Genomic DNA, 18,178 nt, shown 5'->3' with positions numbered 1-18,178 from the left:
TCACGGGGGACGGCGGGGCCAGGTCGGGCCCACGGCGTCCGCGCAGGTAGCGTGGACGCCGTGCCCGACGACGACGCCTCCGACGCCGCCCCCGACGCCGGCCCCGACGCACCCGCGCCGAGGACCCGCTCCGCGCGCCGCCAGTTCGCGGCGACGATCCTCGTGCTCGAGGCGTTCCTCGTCGGCTTCGCGGCGCTCGTCGCCTTCGGGCTCCGCCTCGCGCCGCCGTCCGTCGTCTGGGGTGTCGCCGGGGCGCTGGCGCTCTCGCTCGTCCTGTCTGCCGGCCTCCTGCGCAGCACGGCCGGGTACGTCGCGGGATCGGTGCTCCAGGTCGCGGTCCTCGCCGCGGGCCTCGCCGTGCCGATGATGTTCGTCGTCGGGGGCATCTTCGTCGTGCTGTGGGTCGTCGCGCTGCGCCTCGGCGGGCGGATCGACCGCGAGCGCGCCGAGCGCGCCGCCGCCCCGCCGCCCGCGCCGGCCTGAGCGTCCGGGGCCCCGGAGCCCCGCTAGGGTTGCGGCCATGAGCCAGGCCGAGCGCACCCTCGTCATCGTCAAGCCGGACGGCGTCCGCCGTGGCCTCGTCGGCGAGGTCCTGCGCCGCGTCGAGGCCAAGGGCTACACGCTCGTCGCCGCCGAGCTGCGCACGGCCGACGCGGCGCTCCTCGGCGCCCACTACGCCGAGCACGAGGGCAAGCCGTTCTTCGGGCCGCTCGTCGACTTCATGGGCTCCGGCCCGGTGCTCGCCGCCGTGGTCGAGGGCCATCGCGTCATCGAGGGCTTCCGCGTGCTCGCGGGCACGACCGACCCGACGACCGCCGCACCCGGCACGATCCGCGGCGACCTGGGCCGCGACTGGGGCCTCCCGGTCACCGAGAACCTCGTGCACGGCTCGGACTCGCCCGAGTCCGCCGAGCGTGAGATCGGGCTGTGGTTCCCGTCCCTGTGACGCCGGACCGCACCGCCCGCCCGCCCCGCCTCGCCGAGCTCGCGCCGCCGCGCCCGTAGGCTCGCCCCGTGCACCTCAAGACCCTGACCCTGCGCGGGTTCAAGTCGTTCGCGTCCGCGACGACCCTGCGCTTCGAGCCGGGGGTCACGTGCGTCGTCGGGCCCAACGGCTCGGGCAAGTCGAACGTCGTCGACGCGCTCGCCTGGGTCATGGGGGAGCAGGGAGCCAAGTCCCTGCGCGGCGGCAAGATGGAGGACGTCATCTTCGCCGGGACCTCCGGCCGCCCCCCGCTCGGCCGGGCCGAGGTCAGCCTGACGATCGACAACGCCGACGGCGCCCTCCCGATCGACTACACCGAGGTGACGATCTCCCGCGCGCTGTTCCGCAGCGGCGGCTCGGAGTACGCGATCAACGGCTCGCCGTGCCGGCTCCTCGACATCCAGGACCTGCTGTCCGACTCCGGGCTCGGCCGCGAGATGCACGTCATCGTCGGCCAGGGGCAGCTCGACGCCGTCCTGCGCGCGACGCCCGAGGAGCGCCGCGGCTTCATCGAGGAGGCCGCGGGCGTCCTCAAGCACCGCAAGCGCAAGGAGAAGGCGCTCCGCAAGCTCGAGGCGATGCAGGCGAACCTCACGCGCCTGGGCGACCTCACGGCCGAGATCCGCCGACAGCTCGGCCCGCTGGGTCGCCAGGCCGAGGTCGCACGCCGCGCCCAGACGGTCCAGCAGGACCTGCGCGACGCTCGTGCCCGCCTGCTCGCCGACGACCTCGCCCAGCTCAGCGCGACGCTCGAGCAGGAGATCGCGGACGAGAGCGCGCTGCTCGCGCGCAAGGCCGAGGTCGAGGCCGGGCTCGCGCAGGCACGGTCCGCGCTGAGCGCGCTCGAGACGGCCGCGGCCGCCGCGGCGCCCGAGCTCTCGGAGGCGAGCGAGGTCTGGTACCGCCTCTCGTCCGTCCGGGAGCGGCTGCGCGGCACCCAGACGCTCGCGGCCGAGCGGCTGCGACTGCTCGGGAGCGCCGAGCGCGACGCCGAGCCCGGCGGCCGGGACCCGGACGACCTCGAGGCGCAGGCGCAGCGCGCCCGCGCCGCCGAGGCCGAGCTCGCGACCGAGGTCGAGCTGGCCCGCGTCGCGGTCGAGGCGGCGACCGCCCACCGCACCGAGGTCGAGACGCAGGCGCACGACGCCGAGCGGCAGGTGGCCACGCTGCAGCGCGCGGTCGCCGACCGTCGGGAAGGCCTCGCACGCCTCGCGGGCCAGGTCGCGGCGCGCCGGAGCAGGCTCGAGGCGACCGAGGCCGAGATCGGACGGCTGCGGGAGTCCCTCACGGCGGCCGAGCGGCGCGGCCAGGAGGCCACGGTCGAGTTCACCGCGCTCGAGTCCCAGGTCGCCGGTGTCGAGGAGGGCGAGGAGGGGCTCGACGCCGAGCACGAGGCCGCGGTGGAGGCGCTCGAGTCCGCCACCGAGGCCCTCGCCGCCCTCCGCGAGGCGGAGCAGACCGCGGAGCGGGAGCGCGCGACGTGGACCGCGCGCGTCGAGGCGCTGGAGATGAGCCTGGTCCGCAAGGACGGCGCGGGGGCGCTGCTCGCCGCGGACGACCTGCCCGGCACGCTCGGTTCGGTCGCCGCGCTCCTGGGCGTCGAGCCGGGGTACGAGGACGCGCTCACGGCCGCCCTCGGTGCCGCCGCCGACGCGGTCGCGGTCGAGTCGGTCGACGCCGCCGTCGACGCGCTGCGCCGGCTGCGGACCGACGACGCGGGTCGCGCGACGCTCGTCGTCGCGGGACCCGCCGGCGCCGGCGACCCGGCGCCCCCGACGGGCCTGCCCGAGGGCGCCACGGCCGCGCTCGACCTCGTCACGGCCCCGGCGCACGTCGCGGGCGCCGTCCGGACGCTCCTCGCCGACGTCGTCGTCGTCGAGGACCTGGCCCGTGCGCGCGCCGTCGTCGCGGCGCGGCCCGACCTCGTGGCCGTCACCCGCGCGGGCGACCTGCTCGGCGCCGTCCGGGCCGCGGGCGGCTCCGCGAGCGCGCCGAGCGCGCTCGAGCTGCAGGCCGCGCTCGACGACGCGCGCGACCGCGTGGCCGAGGCGGTCGCGCGCGGGGAGCGCACGCGGTTCGAGACCGTCACCGCGCAGCGCACCCTCGACGAGGCGCGCACGCGCCACGAGGCGACGCTCGAGCGCCTGCACGAGTCCGACGCGGCCCTGGCCGCGGTCGCCGAGCAGCTCGGCCACCTGGGCTCGGTCGCGCGGGCCGCGCGTGCGGAGGCCGAGCGTGCGCAGACGGCGCTCGCCGCGGCGGAGGTGCGGCTGGCCGAGGACCAGGCCGAGCTCACCGGCCTCGCCGAGCGCCTCGCGCACGCGGAGACGGACCCCGCCGAGTCCGACGACCAGATCGAGGCCGCGACGCGCGCCCGCGACGAGGCGGCGGCGCAGGCCACGGCGGCCCGGGCGCGCGAGACCGAGTCCCGCCTCACGCTGCGGACGAGCGAGGAGCGGGCGCGGGCGCTCGCCGGACGCGCCCAGTCGCTCGAGCGGGCCGCGGCGGCCGAGCGCGAGGCGCGCGCACGGGCCGCGCAGCGCGCCGCCCAGCGCGCGGCGCAGGCGCGTCGTGCCGACGCCGTCCGGGCGGGGGCCACCGCGGCGCTCGCCGAGCTGGAGCGCTCGCTGCGGCTCGCGACCGAGGCGCGCGAGGCCGCCGAGGCGGCGCGCGCCGAGCGGGACGCGCGCCTGGTCACCGTCCGCGCCGACGTCGACCGCTGGACGTCCGAGCTGCGCGAGCTGACCGACGTCGCCCACCGCGACGAGGTCGCGCGCGCGCAGCAGGCGCTGCGCATCGAGCAGCTCCAGACCCGCAGCGTCGAGGACCTGGGCCTCGACCCGCAGGTGCTCCTCGAGGAGTTCGGGCCGGACCGCCCCGTCCCCGTCGCGGGCGAGGACGGCGAGCCGACGTCGGTCCCGTACGTGCGCGCCGAGCAGGAGAAGCGGCTGCGTGCGGCCGAACGCGCGCTGTCGCTGCTCGGCCGCGTCAACCCGCTGGCCCTCGAGGAGTTCGCCGCGCTCGAGGAGCGCCACACCTTCCTGTCGACGCAGCTCGCCGACCTCAAGAAGAGCCGCGCGGACCTCCTGCAGATCGTCAAGGAGATCGACGAGCGCGTGGAGCAGGTCTTCACGGAGGCGTACCGGGACACCGAGGTGCAGTTCGAGCGCGTGTTCTCCCGGCTGTTCCCCGGCGGGGAGGGCCGGCTCGTGCTCACGGAGCCCGAGAACATGCTGACGACCGGCATCGACGTCGAGGCCCGCCCCGCGGGCAAGAAGGTCAAGCGGCTGTCGCTGCTCTCGGGCGGGGAGCGGTCGCTCACCGCGGTCGCGCTGCTCGTGGCCATCTTCAAGGCGCGGCCGAGCCCGTTCTACGTCATGGACGAGGTCGAGGCCGCGCTCGACGACGTCAACCTCGGCCGGCTGCTGGAGATCTTCACCGAGCTCCAGGAGGACAGCCAGCTCATCGTCGTCACCCACCAGAAGCGCACGATGGAGATCGCCGACGCCCTCTACGGCGTGACGATGCGCGGGGACGGCGTGACGACCGTGATCAGCCAGCGGATGCGCGAGGACGCCACCGCCTGAGGCGTGTGGAGATCTCGTGGCGATGCCGCCTGCGCCCGCCCGCGCTCCCGGCGGTCGTCCCATGTCCGGGTGATACTGGCCGCATGGCACCTGTCGTCGTCGGGATCCTCGTCGCCCTCCTCACCGCCCTCCTCGTGCTCGTCGTGGCGGCCCGCGTCTCGAGCACCCGGTCGGGCGGGACGCGGGAGTTCCTCGCCGACCTGCGGGGCGGCCTGCGTCGCGACCGGCGCCGCGGGATGCTCTCCGGCCTGCGGCAGGAGATGGCGGAGGTCGCGGAGGTCGAGAGCGGGTCGGTCGACGACCTCTTCGCCGTCGGTCGCCCCGACGACCGGGACTACGTCCAGGCCGACGAGCTGGTGCAGACGCTCGGCCGCGCGACGGGCAGGGCGCGGCGCGCGCCCGAGCTCACGCGGCGCTGAGCGGCGTCGGCCACGCCCGTCCCGGACGCCTGAGAGACTGACGACGTGAACGAGCTCTCCGACTACCTCCTCGTCGCCCTCCCCGTGCTCGCCGTGCTCGGCCTGGGCGCGGTCGGCCTCCGCCGGCGCGGCCGCGGCGGGGGCACCGGCCCGGCCGACACGCGGCCCGCCGGACCCTCCGCGACGACCCGTCCCGGGGCGCCGGCGGCGGGCTCGGGGACCGACGTCCTCGAGCGGCCCGCGCCCGAGGAGGCCGAGACCCTCGAGGTCCCCGAGGCCGTCCCGGCGCTCGAGCGGCCCGAGCCCGTCGCCGGCCGGCTCGTCCGGCTGCGCGAGCGCCTCGCCCGCTCCGGCTCGCCGCTCGGCACCCGACTGCTCGCGGTGCTCTCGCGCGACCACCTCACCGAGGACGACTGGGACGAGATCGAGGAGACCCTGCTCCTGGCCGACGTCGGCGCCGGGCCGACCGGCGAGCTCGTCGACCGGCTTCGCGAGCGCGTGCGCGTCCTGGGCGTCCGCGAGCCCGCCGCGGTGCGCGAGCTCCTGCGCGAGCAGCTGCTCGAGCTCGTCGACCCGGCCCTGGACCGCTCGCTCGACCTCACGGCGGTCGACCTGCCCGACGGCGACGGGCGCCACCCGGCCGTCGTCCTCGTCGTAGGCGTCAACGGCACGGGCAAGACGACGACCGTCGGCAAGCTCGCCCGCGTGCTCGTGGCCGAGGGCCGCTCGGTCGTCCTCGGCGCCGCCGACACGTTCCGCGCCGCGGCGGCCGACCAGCTCCAGACGTGGGGCGCGCGCGTGGGCGTCCCCACCGTCCGCTCGGACCGTGACGGCGGCGACCCGGCCGCGGTCGCGTTCGACGCGGTGCGCCGCGGGATCACCGACGGCGCCGACGTCGTGCTCGTCGACACCGCGGGCCGCCTGCAGAACAAGGCCGGCCTCATGGACGAGCTGGGCAAGATCTCGCGCGTGATCTCGCGCGGCGCGCCCGTGCGCGAGGTGCTCCTGGTCCTCGACGCCACCACCGGCCAGAACGGCCTCAACCAGGCGCGCGTGTTCGGGGAGGTCGCGGGCGTCACCGGCATCGTGCTCACCAAGCTCGACGGCACCGCGAAGGGCGGCATCGTCGTCGCCGTCCAGCGGGAGCTGGGCGTCCCGGTCAAGCTCGTCGGCCTGGGCGAGGGGCCCGACGACCTCGCGCCGTTCGAGCCCGAGGCCTTCGTCGACGGGCTGCTCCAGGGCTGAGACGGCACGCCGCCGCGGTCGGGGCCTGATCGGCGTCTGCACGATCGCGACGCGCCGGAAACACGACGTTCACACGCCCGCAGGTCTTGTCACCGCGCCGTAACGCGGGGCGTCGGAGGCAGAAACAGCGCTCCAGGACTCTGGTCCCGGACCAGCCGCCCGGCTGGCGAGGGAGAGGCGATCTGATGGAAGAGTTCGTTCTGGACTCAGGCAACACTGCCTGGATCATCACGGCGTCCGCGCTCGTGCTGCTCATGACGCCGGGCCTGGCGTTCTTCTACGGCGGCATGGTGCGCGGCAAGTCCGTGCTCAACATGATGATGATGAGCTTCGGGGCCCTCGGCCTCGTCAGCGTCATCTGGGTGCTCTACGGGTACTCGGCGACGTTCGGCTCCGACATCGGCGGCATCATCGGCAACCCGGCCGAGTACTTCGGCGTCAACGCGATCACGGACGAGCAGAGCCTCATGGCCGCCGCCGGCGTCCCGGCCCTCGTGGCCGTCGGCTTCCAGGCCACCTTCGCGATCATCACGGTCGCGCTCATCTCGGGTGCGGTCGCCGACCGCATGAAGTTCGGCGCGTGGATGGTGTTCGCGGGCCTGTGGGTCACGTTCGTGTACATCCCCGTCGCGCACATGGTCTGGGGCGGCGGCCTGCTGGGCGCCGACGGCATCACCGCCGGGCTCTCGGTCCCCATCGACTTCGCCGGCGGCACGGTCGTCCACATCAACGCCGGTGTCGCGGGCCTCGTGCTCGCGATCGTCCTCGGCAAGCGCCGCGGCTTCGGCAAGGAGCCCATGCGGCCCCACAACCTGCCGTTCGTCATGCTCGGCGCCGCGCTCCTGTGGTTCGGCTGGTTCGGCTTCAACGCGGGCTCGGAGTTCGCGGCCGACGGCACGGCGGGCCGCGCGTGGCTCAACACGCTCGTCGCCACGGGCCTCGCGATGCTCGGCTGGCTGGTCACGGAGAAGGTGCGCGACGGTCACGCGACGTCGCTCGGCGCCGCGTCCGGCGTCGTCGCGGGCCTCGTCGCGATCACCCCGGCCGCCGCGGCGGTCGACACCTTCGGCGCCCTCGCCATCGGCCTCGTGGCCGGCGTGCTCTGCGCCCTGGCCGTCGGCCTCAAGTACCGGTTCGGCTACGACGACTCGCTCGACGTCGTCGGCGTGCACCTCGTCGGCGGCCTCACGGGCACCGTGCTCATCGGCCTCTTCGCGAACGTCGGCGAGGGCGTCAACGGCACCTGGTACCCCGACGGCGCCCTCAACGGCCTCTTCTACGGGGGCGGCGTCACGCAGCTCGTCACGCAGGTCGTCGTCGCGCTCGCGGCGGTCGTGTTCTCCGCGGTCCTCACGGCGGTCATCGCGCTCGCGCTCAAGGCGACCATCGGGATCCGCGTGCCCGACGAGCAGGAGGTCGGTGGGCTCGACCTGGCCGTGCACGGCGAGGCGGCGTACGAGACCCTCGGCGGTGCCCGGATCGGCTCGGGCAGCGGCGAGTACACGACGGCGGCGGGCGCGGCCCGTCCCACGACGGAGGTGAACGCATGAAGCTCGTCACGGGAGTCATCCAGCCCCACCGGCTCGACGACGTGAAGTCGGCGCTCGAGGCGGCCGGGATCCGCGGGATGACGGTGAGCGAGGCCAGCGGCTACGGCCGGCAGCGGGGACACACCGAGGTCTACCGCGGCGCCGAGTACACCGTGGACCTCATCCCCAAGGTCCGGGTCGAGGTGCTCGTCGACGACGAGGACGCGACCGCCGTGACGAACGCGATCATCATGGCGGCCCAGACCGGCAAGATCGGCGACGGCAAGGTCTGGACCGTGCCCGTGGACGACGTGGCGCGGGTGCGCACCGGCGAGCACGGCGTGGACGCGCTGTAGCGCGATGAACGGACGACCGCCCGTCGACGAGACGGACGCCGCGGTCGGCAGCCCTTCCCTCGAGGTCCCGCATCCCCCCGCGGACCCGGCCGACCAGGCCGCGTCCGTGGGGGTGCGGGACCTCAAGGCCGACCGGCTGCGGCTCGCGGCACGGATGACCGGCCCCGGCGCCGACGGCGCCGTGCGGCGGGGCGCCCTCGCCCAGCTCGCCGTCGCGCGCCTGGCCGAGCTGTGGGACGAGGTCGTCGGCGACCTGGGCCCCGAGGGGATCGCGCTCGGCGCCGTCGGGAGCCTGGGCCGCGGGGACGCGAGCCCGGCGAGCGACCTCGACCTGCTCCTGGTGCACGACGGCCGGAGCCACGGCGCGGCGCAGGTCGCGGCGCTCGCGGAGCGCCTCTGGTACCCCGTGTGGGACGCGGGGCTCGACCTCGACCACTCGGTGCGCTCGCTCGCGCAGTGCCGCCAGGTCGCGTCCGCGGACCTGCCGGCCGCCGTCGGGCTGCTGGACCTGCGGCACGTCGCGGGGGACCGGACGGTCGTCGCGCGCGCCCGCACCGCCCTGCTCGAGGACTGGCGCTCGGCCGCGCGACGCCGCCTGCCCGAGCTGCTCGCGACGACGCGCACGCGCGCCGAGCGCTCGGGCGAGCTGGCCTACCTCGTCGAGCCCGACCTCAAGGAGGCGCGCGGGGGGATCCGCGACGCCGTCGTGGTGTTCGCGCTCGCGGCGACCTGGCTGACCGACCGCCCGCACGGCGCGGTGGACGACGCCTACGCCCACCTGCTCGACGTGCGCGACGCGCTGCACCTCGTGACGCGCCGAGCGACGAACCGTCTCGGACGGGCCGACCAGGACGAGGTCGCGGCGCTCCTCGGCGCGGACGACGCCGACGACCTGCTCGCGGGCCTCGCCGAGGCGGGCCGCACCGTCTCCCACGCGCTCGACACGACGGTCCGCCACGCCCGCCAGGCGCTCGCCAGGCCGTCGCTGCGCCGCCCGGTGCTCGTCCGCGGCCGCCGCGCCGCGCCGCGCCTGCGGTCGGTCGGGGACGGCCTCGTCGAGCACGACGGCGAGCTGGTCCTCGCGGCGGGCGTGCAGCCCGAGGAGGACGCGCTGCTCGGCCTGCGCGCCGCGGCGACGGCGGCGCGCACGGGGCTGCCCCTGTCGCCGGTCACGGTCGCGAGCATCGCCCGGACGCCGGCGCTGCCGGAGCCGTGGCCCGCGGTCGCGCGCGGGCACCTGCTCGCGCTCCTCGCGAGCGGGCCCGCGCAGGTCCCGGTGTGGGAGACGCTCGACCTCGCGGGCGTCGTCACGTCGTGGATCCCCGAGTGGGCGCAGGTGCGCAACCGCCCGCAGCGCTCGGCGATCCACCGCCACACCGTGGACCGCCACCTCGTGGAGACGGCCGTCCGGGCGGCCCGCAGCCGCCGCTCCGTGGCCGACGGCGACCTCCTGCTGGTCGCCGCGCTGCTCCACGACATCGGCAAGCGGCCCGGCGCCCAGGACCACAGCGTCGAGGGCGCGGCGCTGGTGCCCACGATCCTGGGCCGCATGGGGTTCGAGCCGGACCGCGGGACCGACGTCGCGCGGCTCGTGCGGCACCACCTCACGCTCGCGCAGCTCGCGACCCAGCGGGACCCGGACGACCCGGCGACCGTCGACGAGCTCCTCGCGGCCGTCGACGGGCGCGCGGACCTCCTCGAGGTCCTGCGGGCGCTGACCGAGGCGGACGCGTCCGCGGCCGGCCCCGCGACCTGGACCCCGTGGCGCGCCCGCCTCGTCGACGACCTCACGGGCCGTGCCCGGGCGCGCCTCGGCGCGGGGCCGGGCGGCGTGCTCCGGGTACCCTGAGGGTCCGCCGTCCGCGGGCCGCCGGCCCGCTCGTCACCAGCCCGCGAGGTCCCATCCCGTGTTCGCCACGCTGTCCGACCGCCTGACGTCGACCTTCAAGAACCTGCGCACCAAGGGCAGGCTGTCGGAGGCCGACATCGACGCGACCGTGCGGGAGATCCGCCGGGCCCTGCTCGACGCCGACGTCGCCGTGCCCGTCGTCCGGGCGTTCACCGGGCGGGTGCGCGAGCGCGCGCTGTCCGAGGAGGTCTCGGGCGCGCTCAACCCGGCGCAGCAGGTCGTCAAGATCGTCAACGACGAGCTCGTCGGCGTCCTCGGCGGCGAGCAGCGCCCGCTGCGGTTCGCGAAGAACCCGCCCACGGTCATCCTCCTCGCGGGCCTCCAGGGCGCGGGCAAGACGACGCTCGCGGGCAAGCTCGCGCTGCACCTGCGCGAGCAGGGGCACACGCCCGTCCTCGTCGCGGCGGACCTCCAGCGGCCCAACGCCGTCACCCAGCTCCAGGTCGTCGGCGAGCGCGCGGGCGTGCCCGTGCACGCGCCCCACCCGGGCGCGCAGGAGGGCCACGAGCTGCTCGCGCCCGCGGGCGACCCCGTCGCCGTCGCGCGCGAGGGCGTGGCGCTCGCCCGCAGCCGCCAGCACGACGTCGTGATCGTCGACACCGCGGGCCGCCTCGGCGTCGACGCCGACATGATGCAGCAGGCCGCGGACATCCGGGACGCGGTGCAGCCCGACGAGATCCTCTTCGTCATCGACGCGATGATCGGCCAGGACGCCGTGACGACGGCGCAGGCCTTCGCCGACGGCGTCGGGTTCACGGGCGTCGTCCTGTCCAAGCTCGACGGCGACGCGCGCGGCGGCGCCGCGCTGTCGGTCGCGAGCGTCACCGGCCGGCCCATCCTCTTCGCCTCGACCGGTGAGAAGCTCACCGACTTCGAGGTGTTCCACCCCGACCGCATGGCGTCGCGCATCCTCGACATGGGCGACGTCCTCAGCCTCATCGAGCAGGCCGAGCGCGCGTTCGACGCCGAGCAGGCCGAGGCGATGGCCGGCAAGCTCGCGAGCGGCGACGACTTCACGCTCGAGGACTTCCTCGTGCAGATGCAGGGCCTGCGCCAGATGGGCTCGATGAAGAAGATGCTCGGGATGCTCCCCGGCATGGGCCAGATGCGCGAGGCGATCGAGAACTTCGACGAGCGCGAGGTCGACCGGATCGAGGCGATCGTCCGCTCGATGACCCCGGCCGAGCGGCGCGCGCCGAAGATCATCAACGGCTCGCGCCGCGCCCGGATCGCGCGCGGCTCGGGCACGACGACGACCGACGTCAACCAGCTGCTCGAGCGCTTCGCCGGCGCGCAGAAGATGATGAAGCAGATGGCGCGCGGCGGCGGCATGCCCGTCCCGGGCATGGGCAACCTCCCGGGCATGGGCGGCAAGAAGGCCCGGGGCCGGACCGTCGCCCCCGCGCGCAAGGGCAAGGCGAAGTCGGGCAACCCGGCCAAGCGCGCGCAGCAGGAGCGCGAGGCCGCGGCACGCGCCGCGGGGCTCGCCCCGAAGGCGCCGTCGGGCTCGGCGTTCGGCCTGGGGCGGCAGGAGGCGCCGGCCGAGCCGGACCCGGCCTCGCTGCAGCTGCCGCCGGGCCTCGAGAAGTTCCTGGGCCGCTGAGGCCTGTGCCGGTGCTCCTCGACACCACCCTGCCGTCCGTGGCCGAGCGACCCGCCCGGGCGGCCTGACGTGCTGCACCTGCGTGGCCGCGTGCTGGTCGACGACGCGACCGAGCTCGACGAGGTCTGGGTCGTCGACGGCCGGCTGACCCTCGAGCGGCCGCGCGGCCGCCGCGTGGCCGACGCGACGACGACCCTCGAGGGCTGGGTCCTGCCGGGCCTCGTCGACGTGCACTGCCACGTCGGCCTGGGCGCGGACGGCGCCGTGAGCGCGGAGGTCGCCGAGGCGCAGGCGGTCGCCGATCGCGACGCCGGGACGCTGCTCATCCGCGACGCCGGCTCGCCCGCCGACACGCGCTGGGTCGACGCGCGCCCGGACCTGCCGCGGATCCTGCGCGCGGGCCACCACCTCGCGCGGCCCAAGCGGTACCTGCGGCACTACGGCCGCGAGCTCGCCGACGTCGCGGACCTGCCCGCCGCCGTGGCGGAGGAGGTCGCGCGGTCGGACGGGTGGGTCAAGCTCGTCGCCGACTGGATCGACCGCGACCTGGGCGCCGAGGGCGACCTCCGCCCGCTGTGGCCCGACGACGTCCTGGCCCGCGCGGTCGACGTCGCGCACGCCCGCGGTGCGCGGGTCACGGCGCACACGTTCTCCACCGAGGCGCTGCCCGGGCTCCTCGCGGCCGGGATCGACTGCATCGAGCACGGCACCGGGCTCACGCCCGAGCTCATCGACGAGGTCGCGCGGCGGGGCATCCCGGTCGTGCCGACGCTGCTGCAGGTGGGCCAGTTCGAGGCGATCGCCGCCCAGGCGGGGCGGTACCCGGTCTTCGCGGCGCGCATGCGCCGCATGCACGCGCGGCGGCACGAGCACGTGCGCGACCTGCACGACGCGGGAGTGCCCCTCCTGCTCGGCACCGACGCGGGCGGCACGCTCGAGCACGGCCGCCTCGCGGACGAGGCCGCCGAGCTCGTCCACGCGGGCGTCCCGGCCGCCGACGTCGTCGCGGCGGCGTCGTGGCGCACGCGCCGCTGGCTCGGCGCGCCGGGCATCGCCGAGGGTGCGCCGGCCGACGTCGTCGTCTACCCGCAGGACCCGCGCGAGGAGATCGCGGTGCTCGCCGCGCCGCGCGCCGTCGTCCTGCGCGGCGCCGTCGTCGCCGGCGGCTGACCCGCGGTGACGCAGGAGGGGTCCGCCGGGCCCGCGGCGGACCGGGCAGCGCAGGCGCGCGCAGCACGCCAGACTGCCCCCATGCAGGACGTCGCGACCCCCACCCGTCCGCAACGGCTCGACCGGCTGCCCTTCACGCGCCGCCACGGCAGGCTCGTGGTCGGCTCCGGGGTGGGCTGGGCGCTCGACGCGATGGACGTCGGGCTCATCTCGTTCGTCATCGCCGCGCTGCGGGTGCAGTGGGAGCTGAGCCCGACGCAGATGTCGTGGATCGCGTCGGTCGGCTTCGTGGGTATGGCGCTCGGCGCGAGCGTCGGCGGGCTGCTGGCCGACCGGATCGGCCGGCGCCAGGTCTTCGCGCTCACGCTGCTCGTCTACGGCCTGGCGACCGGGGCCTCGGCCCTCGCGTGGTCCGTCGCGTCGCTCATGGTGCTGCGCTTCCTCGTCGGGGTCGGGCTCGGGGCCGAGCTGCCCGTCGCGTCGACGCTGGTGAGCGAGTTCGCGCCCGCCCGGATCCGCGGACGCCTCGTCGTGCTGCTCGAGGCGTTCTGGGCCGTGGGGTGGATCCTCGCCGCCGTCATCGGCTGGACGGTCGTGCAGGCGTCCGACGACGGCTGGCGCTGGGGCCTGGTCATCGGCGCGGTGCCCGCGCTCTACGCGATCGTCGTGCGGCGCGGCCTGCCCGAGTCGGTCCGGTTCCTCGAGCGCGCGGGACGCACCGCCGAGGCCGAGGAGGTCGTGCGGACCTTCGAGGCGTCGCCGCCGCTGCGCCGGGGCGCGCGCCCGGCGGACGTGCCGGCACCCGGTCCCACGGCCGCCGCGGTCGACGACGCGGGGGCCGGGGCCGCACCGGACGCCGCGCCGGGGACGCCGGGCCCGTCGGGCCCCGGCGCGCTGTGGTCGCGCGCGATGCGGCGGCGCACCGCGGCCCTGTGGCTCGTGTGGTTCGGCGTGAACTTCGCCTACTACGGCGCGTTCATCTGGCTGCCGTCGATCCTCGTCGCGTCCGGCTACTCGCTCGTGCAGTCGTTCGGCTACACGCTCGTCATCACGCTCGCGCAGCTGCCCGGGTACGCCGTGGCCGCGGTGCTCATCGAGACGTGGGGACGCCGTGCGACGCTCGCCTCGTTCCTCGTCGGCTCGGCGGTCGCGGCCGGCCTCTTCGGCTGGGCGGGCAGCACCACGGCGGTCCTCGTCGCGGGCATGCTCCTGTCCTTCTTCAACCTCGGCGCGTGGGGGGCGCTCTACGCCGTCACGCCCGAGATCTACCCGACCGCGCTCCGCGGCACCGGCTCGGGCTGGGCGGCCGGCTTCGGGCGGATCGCCTCGATCATCGCCCCGCTGACCGTCCCGCCCCTGCTCGTGGCGGGCGGCACGGAGGTGACGTTCGCGGTCTTCGCGGCCGCGTTCGTGCTGGCCGCGGCCGGGGCGCTGGCGCTCCCCGAGCTGCGCGGCAGGGCCCTGCAGGAGCAGCTGCCCGCGGTCCCGGGGCGCTCCGCCTGACCGTCGCGCGCCGCGCGTGGGCGCCGCGCGCCGACGGCCCCGTGCGTCTGGCAGAATGGCCCGCTGTACCCGGCACGGACGGCCCCTCTACCCGCACGTCGCCGCGTCCCTCGGTCACCTCGCCCACCTACCCCACAGGCCCGGCGCGCGGAGACCACCCGCAGCAGAACCAGGAGAGACCACCACAGTGGCCGTCAAGATCCGTCTGAAGCGCCTCGGCAAGATCCGGGCGCCGTACTACCGCATCGTCGTCGCCGACTCCCGCGCCAAGCGCGACGGGGCCGTCATCGAGGAGATCGGCAAGTACCACCCCACCGAGGAGCCCTCGCTCATCGAGGTCACCTCGGAGCGTGCGCAGTACTGGCTCGGCGTCGGCGCGCAGCCGACCGAGCAGGTGCTCGCCATCCTCAAGATCACCGGTGACTGGCAGAAGTTCAAGGGCCTGCCGGGCACCGAGGGCACCCTGCGCGTCAAGGACAAGGCCGCGGGCTCCGACGCGAGCGCCGCGATCGCGGCCGCCGCCGACGCCGCCGAGAAGGCCAAGGCGCAGGCCGCCGAGAAGGAGGCGGCTGCGAAGGCCGCCGCCGCGTCGGCCCCGGCCGCCGACGAGGCCACGTCCGACGAGGCCGCCACCGAGGACCAGGCCTGATGCTCGCCGACTCCCTGGAGCACCTGGTCCGCGGCATCGTGGACCACCCGGACGACGTCCGGGTCACGGCGCGCTCGCTGCGCCGCGGTGAGCTCCTCGAGGTCCGGGTGCACCCCGAGGACCTCGGTCGCGTGATCGGGCGCAGCGGTCGCACCGCGCGCGCCCTGCGCACGGTGGTCAGCGCCCTCTCGGCGGACGGCTCCGTGCGGGTCGACGTCGTGGACGTCGACCGCCGCTGAACGACCCGGCCAGGCCCGGTCCCCTACCCTGGGGGCCGGGCCTGACCTGTGCCTGCGGCGACCGGCGAGGACCGGGCCCCGCCGCACCCGCACGCCGCCGGCCGCTCCACCGAGCTGCCGGTCACCCGCACGAAGGGACCCCCCATGCAGCTCACCGTCGCGACCGTCGGTCGCGCCCACGGCCTGCGCGGCGAGGTGGGTGTCGACGTGCGGACGGACGCGCCGCGGGACCGCTTCGCGGTCGGCACGGTGCTCACGACGGTGCCCGCGAGCGCGGGGCCGCTGACCGTGACCCGGACGCGCGAGCAGAACGGGCGGTGGTACCTCACGTTCGCCGAGGCGTCGGACCGGACCGCCGCCGAGGGGCTCCGCGGCGTCGAGCTGGTCGTCGACGTGACCGCGTCCGACGAGGACGACGCCTGGTACCCCTACGAGCTGCAGGGCCTGCGCGCCGAGCTCGCGGACGGCACGGTGGTGGGCGAGGTCGTCGGCCTCGAGCACCTGCCCGCCCAGGACGCCCTCGTGCTGCGCGAGCCCGACGGCGCGCGCACGCTCGTGCCGTTCGTGCGCGCGATCGTGCCCGTGGTCGACGTCGCGGGGGGCCGCGTGGTCCTCGACCCGCCCCGCGGGCTGCTCGCGTCGGACCCCGTCGACGAGGACGAGCCGGCCGGGGACGAGGGCTGACGTGCGGGTCGACGTCGTCACCATCTTCCCCGAGTACCTCGCCGCGCTGGACCTCTCGCTCGTGGGCAAGGCGCGCGCGTCCGGGCTGCTCGACCTGCGCGTGCACGACCTGCGCGCGTGGACGACCGACCGGCACCGCACCGTCGACGACTCGCCGCTCGGCGGCGGCGCCGGCATGGTCATGCGGCCCGACGTGTGGGGGCTGGCGGTCGACGAGGTCCTCGCGGGTGCCGCCGGCGCCGGCGCCGGCGCGGGGGACGTCGAGCTCGTCGTCCCCACACCGTCGGGCGAGGTCTTCACCCAGCGCACCGCCGAGCGGCTCGCGGGCGTGCCTCACGTCGTCGTCGCGTGCGGTCGCTACGAGGGCATCGACGCCCGCGTCGTCGAGCACTACCGCGCGTCCGGCGTCCGCGTGACCGAGCTGTCGCTGGGCGACTACGTGCTCAACGGCGGCGAGGTGGCCGCGCTGGTCGTCGTCGAGGCCGTCGCCCGCCTGCTCCCCGGGGTGGTGGGCAACCCGCACTCGCTCGTCGAGGAGTCGCACGGCGTGGCGGGGCTGCTCGAGTACCCGGTCTACACGCGCCCGCCGTCGTGGCGGGGCCACGACGTGCCCGACGTGCTGCTCTCGGGGCACCACGCGCGGATCGAGCGGTGGCGCCGGGACCGCGCGATCGAGCGGACCGCGGAGCGACGCCCCGACCTGCTGCGACGCCTCGCGCCCGAGGCGCTCGACCGCGCCGACCGGGCCGCGCTCGAGGCCGTCGGGTGGACGGTCGGCCCGGACGGCCCCGTCCCCGCGGACCCGCGCGGGTCGTGACCGCGCGGAGCCGTGTGGCAGACTTGGCCCGGTACGTCGGCTGCGCCTCTGCCACAGGGGAGGCGGCCACACAGCACCGCCGCGTCAGCGCGGCGTCGCAGACGTGCCCACCACCTGATCCGTCCAGGCAGCCCGGCTGCCCAGCATCACGCGCCTGACCTGTGGCAGCGCGGGGGAGTGACACCATGCACATTCTCGACTCGGTCGACGCAGCGTCGCTGCGCTCCGACATCCCGGACTTCCGCCCGGGTGACACGCTCAAGGTCAACGTCAAGGTCGTCGAGGGCAACCGCTCGCGCATCCAGGCGTTCCAGGGCGTCGTCATCGCCCGCCAGGGCGGCGGCGTCCGCGAGACGTTCACCGTCCGCAAGGTGAGCTTCGGCGTCGGCGTCGAGCGCACCTTCCCGGTGCACTCCCCGACGCTCGACTCCGTCGAGGTCGTGACGCGCGGTGACGTGCGCCGCGCGAAGCTGTACTACCTGCGCAAGCTGCGCGGCAAGAAGGCGAAGATCAAGGAGAAGCGCGAGACGCCGGCCCCGCGCTGAGCGATCCGACTCCCACGACGGGCGGTCACCCCACGGGTGGCCGCCCGTCGGCGTCCCCGGTGGCCGCCGGGCCCCGGCAGGCATGGCACCCTGGTGGGGTGACGTCGCCCGCCTCGCCCGCCCGCCGCTCCGGTCCCGCCGACGGCGACGCGACGACGACGCCCGTGGCGTCCGAGGCCACCCGGACGCGCGGGGCGGAGGCCGTGCGCGAGGCCGGGACGCCCGAGCCGGGCACGACGGAGGCGCCACGCCGCCGCGGCGGGGCGCTGGCCGCGTGGCTCAAGGAGACGGCGATCATCGTCGTCAGCGCGCTCGTCCTCTCGCTGGTCATCAAGACGTTCCTCGTCCAGGCGTTCTTCATCCCCTCGGGCTCGATGGAGCAGACGCTGCTCGTCGGCGACCGCGTCCTGGTCACCAAGCTCGCGCCCGGGCCGCTCGACGTGCACCGGGGCGACATCGTCGTGTTCAAGGACCCGGGCGGCTGGCTGCCGGCGCAGGAGCCCGGGCCCACGGGCTGGCGCGCGACCGTGGCGTCGGTCCTCACCTACGTCGGGCTCCTGCCGCAGGACTCGGGCGAGCACCTCATCAAGCGGGTCGTCGGGCTCCCCGGTGACACGGTCGAGTGCTGCGACGAGCAGGGCCGGGTCCTCGTCAACGGCGTGCCGGTCGACGAGCCGTACCTCGCCGCCGGCGCGTCGCCGAGCGAGATCGAGTTCAGCGTCGTCGTGCCGGACGACCGGCTGTGGGTCATGGGCGACAACCGGCAGAACTCGCAGGACTCGCGCTACAACCAGGGCTCGCCGGGCGGCGGCAGCATCCCCGCGGAGAACGTCGTGGGCGTCGCGTTCGTGACGGTCTGGCCCGTCGACCGCTGGGGCGCGCTTCGCAACCCCGGCGCCACGTTCGCGGACGTCCCGGCGGCGACGGCCGAGTGAGCC

The 18,178-nt window shown here is 76.1% G+C and carries 17 protein-coding genes; all 17 read left to right on the top strand.

Annotation, left to right across the window (positions count from 1 at the left end):
• Positions 1 to 60: 60 nt before the first annotated feature.
• Positions 61 to 483, top strand: coding sequence for a DUF4233 domain-containing protein (locus JIG38_RS11010; protein WP_199423853.1), 423 nt, complete (start codon positions 61 to 63; stop codon positions 481 to 483).
• A 37-nt stretch (positions 484 to 520) separates the two neighbouring features.
• Positions 521 to 946 carry a nucleoside-diphosphate kinase gene (gene ndk, locus JIG38_RS11005; RefSeq protein WP_199423852.1) on the top strand — a complete coding sequence of 142 codons (426 nt, stop codon included), beginning with the start codon at positions 521 to 523 and terminating at the stop codon, positions 944 to 946.
• A 68-nt stretch (positions 947 to 1,014) separates the two neighbouring features.
• Positions 1,015 to 4,572 (top strand): chromosome segregation protein SMC, encoded by a 3,558-nt coding sequence (smc, locus tag JIG38_RS11000; protein ID WP_199423851.1) that lies wholly within the window; start codon positions 1,015 to 1,017, stop codon positions 4,570 to 4,572.
• Positions 4,573 to 4,655: 83 nt separating this feature from the next.
• Positions 4,656 to 4,991 (top strand): hypothetical protein, encoded by a 336-nt coding sequence (locus JIG38_RS10995; protein WP_199423850.1) that lies wholly within the window; start codon positions 4,656 to 4,658, stop codon positions 4,989 to 4,991.
• A gap of 45 nt (positions 4,992 to 5,036) precedes the next feature.
• Positions 5,037 to 6,236, top strand: coding sequence for a signal recognition particle-docking protein FtsY (ftsY, locus tag JIG38_RS10990; RefSeq protein ID WP_199423849.1), 1,200 nt, complete (start codon positions 5,037 to 5,039; stop codon positions 6,234 to 6,236).
• Positions 6,237 to 6,421: 185 nt separating this feature from the next.
• Positions 6,422 to 7,786 (top strand): ammonium transporter, encoded by a 1,365-nt coding sequence (locus tag JIG38_RS10985; protein WP_199423848.1) that lies wholly within the window; start codon positions 6,422 to 6,424, stop codon positions 7,784 to 7,786.
• Positions 7,783 to 8,121 (top strand): P-II family nitrogen regulator, encoded by a 339-nt coding sequence (locus JIG38_RS10980; protein ID WP_199423847.1) that lies wholly within the window; start codon positions 7,783 to 7,785, stop codon positions 8,119 to 8,121. Before JIG38_RS10985 ends, JIG38_RS10980 begins: the two co-directional genes overlap by 4 nt.
• 4 nt (positions 8,122 to 8,125) lie before the next feature.
• A complete protein-coding gene (locus tag JIG38_RS10975; protein WP_199423846.1) occupies positions 8,126 to 9,970 on the top strand; it encodes a [protein-PII] uridylyltransferase in 1,845 nt (614 codons plus the stop codon).
• Positions 9,971 to 10,028: 58 nt separating this feature from the next.
• Entirely contained in the window at positions 10,029 to 11,633 is a 1,605-nt protein-coding gene (gene ffh / locus JIG38_RS10970) for a signal recognition particle protein (RefSeq protein WP_199423845.1), read from the top strand.
• Positions 11,634 to 11,702: 69 nt separating this feature from the next.
• Complete coding sequence (locus JIG38_RS10965; protein ID WP_307844815.1) at positions 11,703 to 12,803, top strand: amidohydrolase family protein; 1,101 nt, start codon at positions 11,703 to 11,705, stop codon at positions 12,801 to 12,803.
• 81 nt (positions 12,804 to 12,884) lie between these two features.
• Positions 12,885 to 14,306, top strand: coding sequence for an MFS transporter (locus tag JIG38_RS10960; RefSeq protein WP_199423844.1), 1,422 nt, complete (start codon positions 12,885 to 12,887; stop codon positions 14,304 to 14,306).
• A 187-nt stretch (positions 14,307 to 14,493) separates the two neighbouring features.
• Positions 14,494 to 14,955 carry a 30S ribosomal protein S16 gene (rpsP, locus tag JIG38_RS10955; protein WP_199423843.1) on the top strand — a complete coding sequence of 154 codons (462 nt, stop codon included), beginning with the start codon at positions 14,494 to 14,496 and terminating at the stop codon, positions 14,953 to 14,955.
• On the top strand, positions 14,955 to 15,194 hold the full coding sequence (locus JIG38_RS10950) for an RNA-binding protein (RefSeq protein ID WP_199423842.1): 240 nt from the start codon (positions 14,955 to 14,957) through the stop codon (positions 15,192 to 15,194). The genes rpsP and JIG38_RS10950 overlap by 1 nt, the downstream gene beginning before the upstream one ends.
• A gap of 144 nt (positions 15,195 to 15,338) precedes the next feature.
• Positions 15,339 to 15,878, top strand: a complete 540-nt coding sequence (rimM, locus tag JIG38_RS10945; RefSeq protein ID WP_199423841.1) for a ribosome maturation factor RimM — start codon at positions 15,339 to 15,341, stop codon at positions 15,876 to 15,878.
• A 1-nt stretch (position 15,879) separates the two neighbouring features.
• The gene (gene trmD / locus JIG38_RS10940; RefSeq protein ID WP_199423840.1) at positions 15,880 to 16,695 is read left to right on the top strand and encodes a tRNA (guanosine(37)-N1)-methyltransferase TrmD; all 816 of its coding nucleotides are present in this window, start codon (positions 15,880 to 15,882) and stop codon (positions 16,693 to 16,695) included.
• Positions 16,696 to 16,880: 185 nt separating this feature from the next.
• Positions 16,881 to 17,240, top strand: coding sequence for a 50S ribosomal protein L19 (rplS, locus tag JIG38_RS10935; protein WP_199423839.1), 360 nt, complete (start codon positions 16,881 to 16,883; stop codon positions 17,238 to 17,240).
• A gap of 98 nt (positions 17,241 to 17,338) precedes the next feature.
• Complete coding sequence (gene lepB, locus JIG38_RS10930; protein ID WP_372419888.1) at positions 17,339 to 18,175, top strand: signal peptidase I; 837 nt, start codon at positions 17,339 to 17,341, stop codon at positions 18,173 to 18,175.
• Positions 18,176 to 18,178: the final 3 nt, after the last annotated feature.

It is taken from the genome of Actinotalea solisilvae (genome assembly GCF_016464425.1).
In the GTDB taxonomy this organism is placed as follows: Bacteria; Actinomycetota; Actinomycetes; order Actinomycetales; family Cellulomonadaceae; genus Actinotalea; species Actinotalea solisilvae.
The sequence above is the reverse complement of the archived record's forward strand: the minus strand, read 5'-3'. Positions and strand labels throughout refer to the sequence as shown.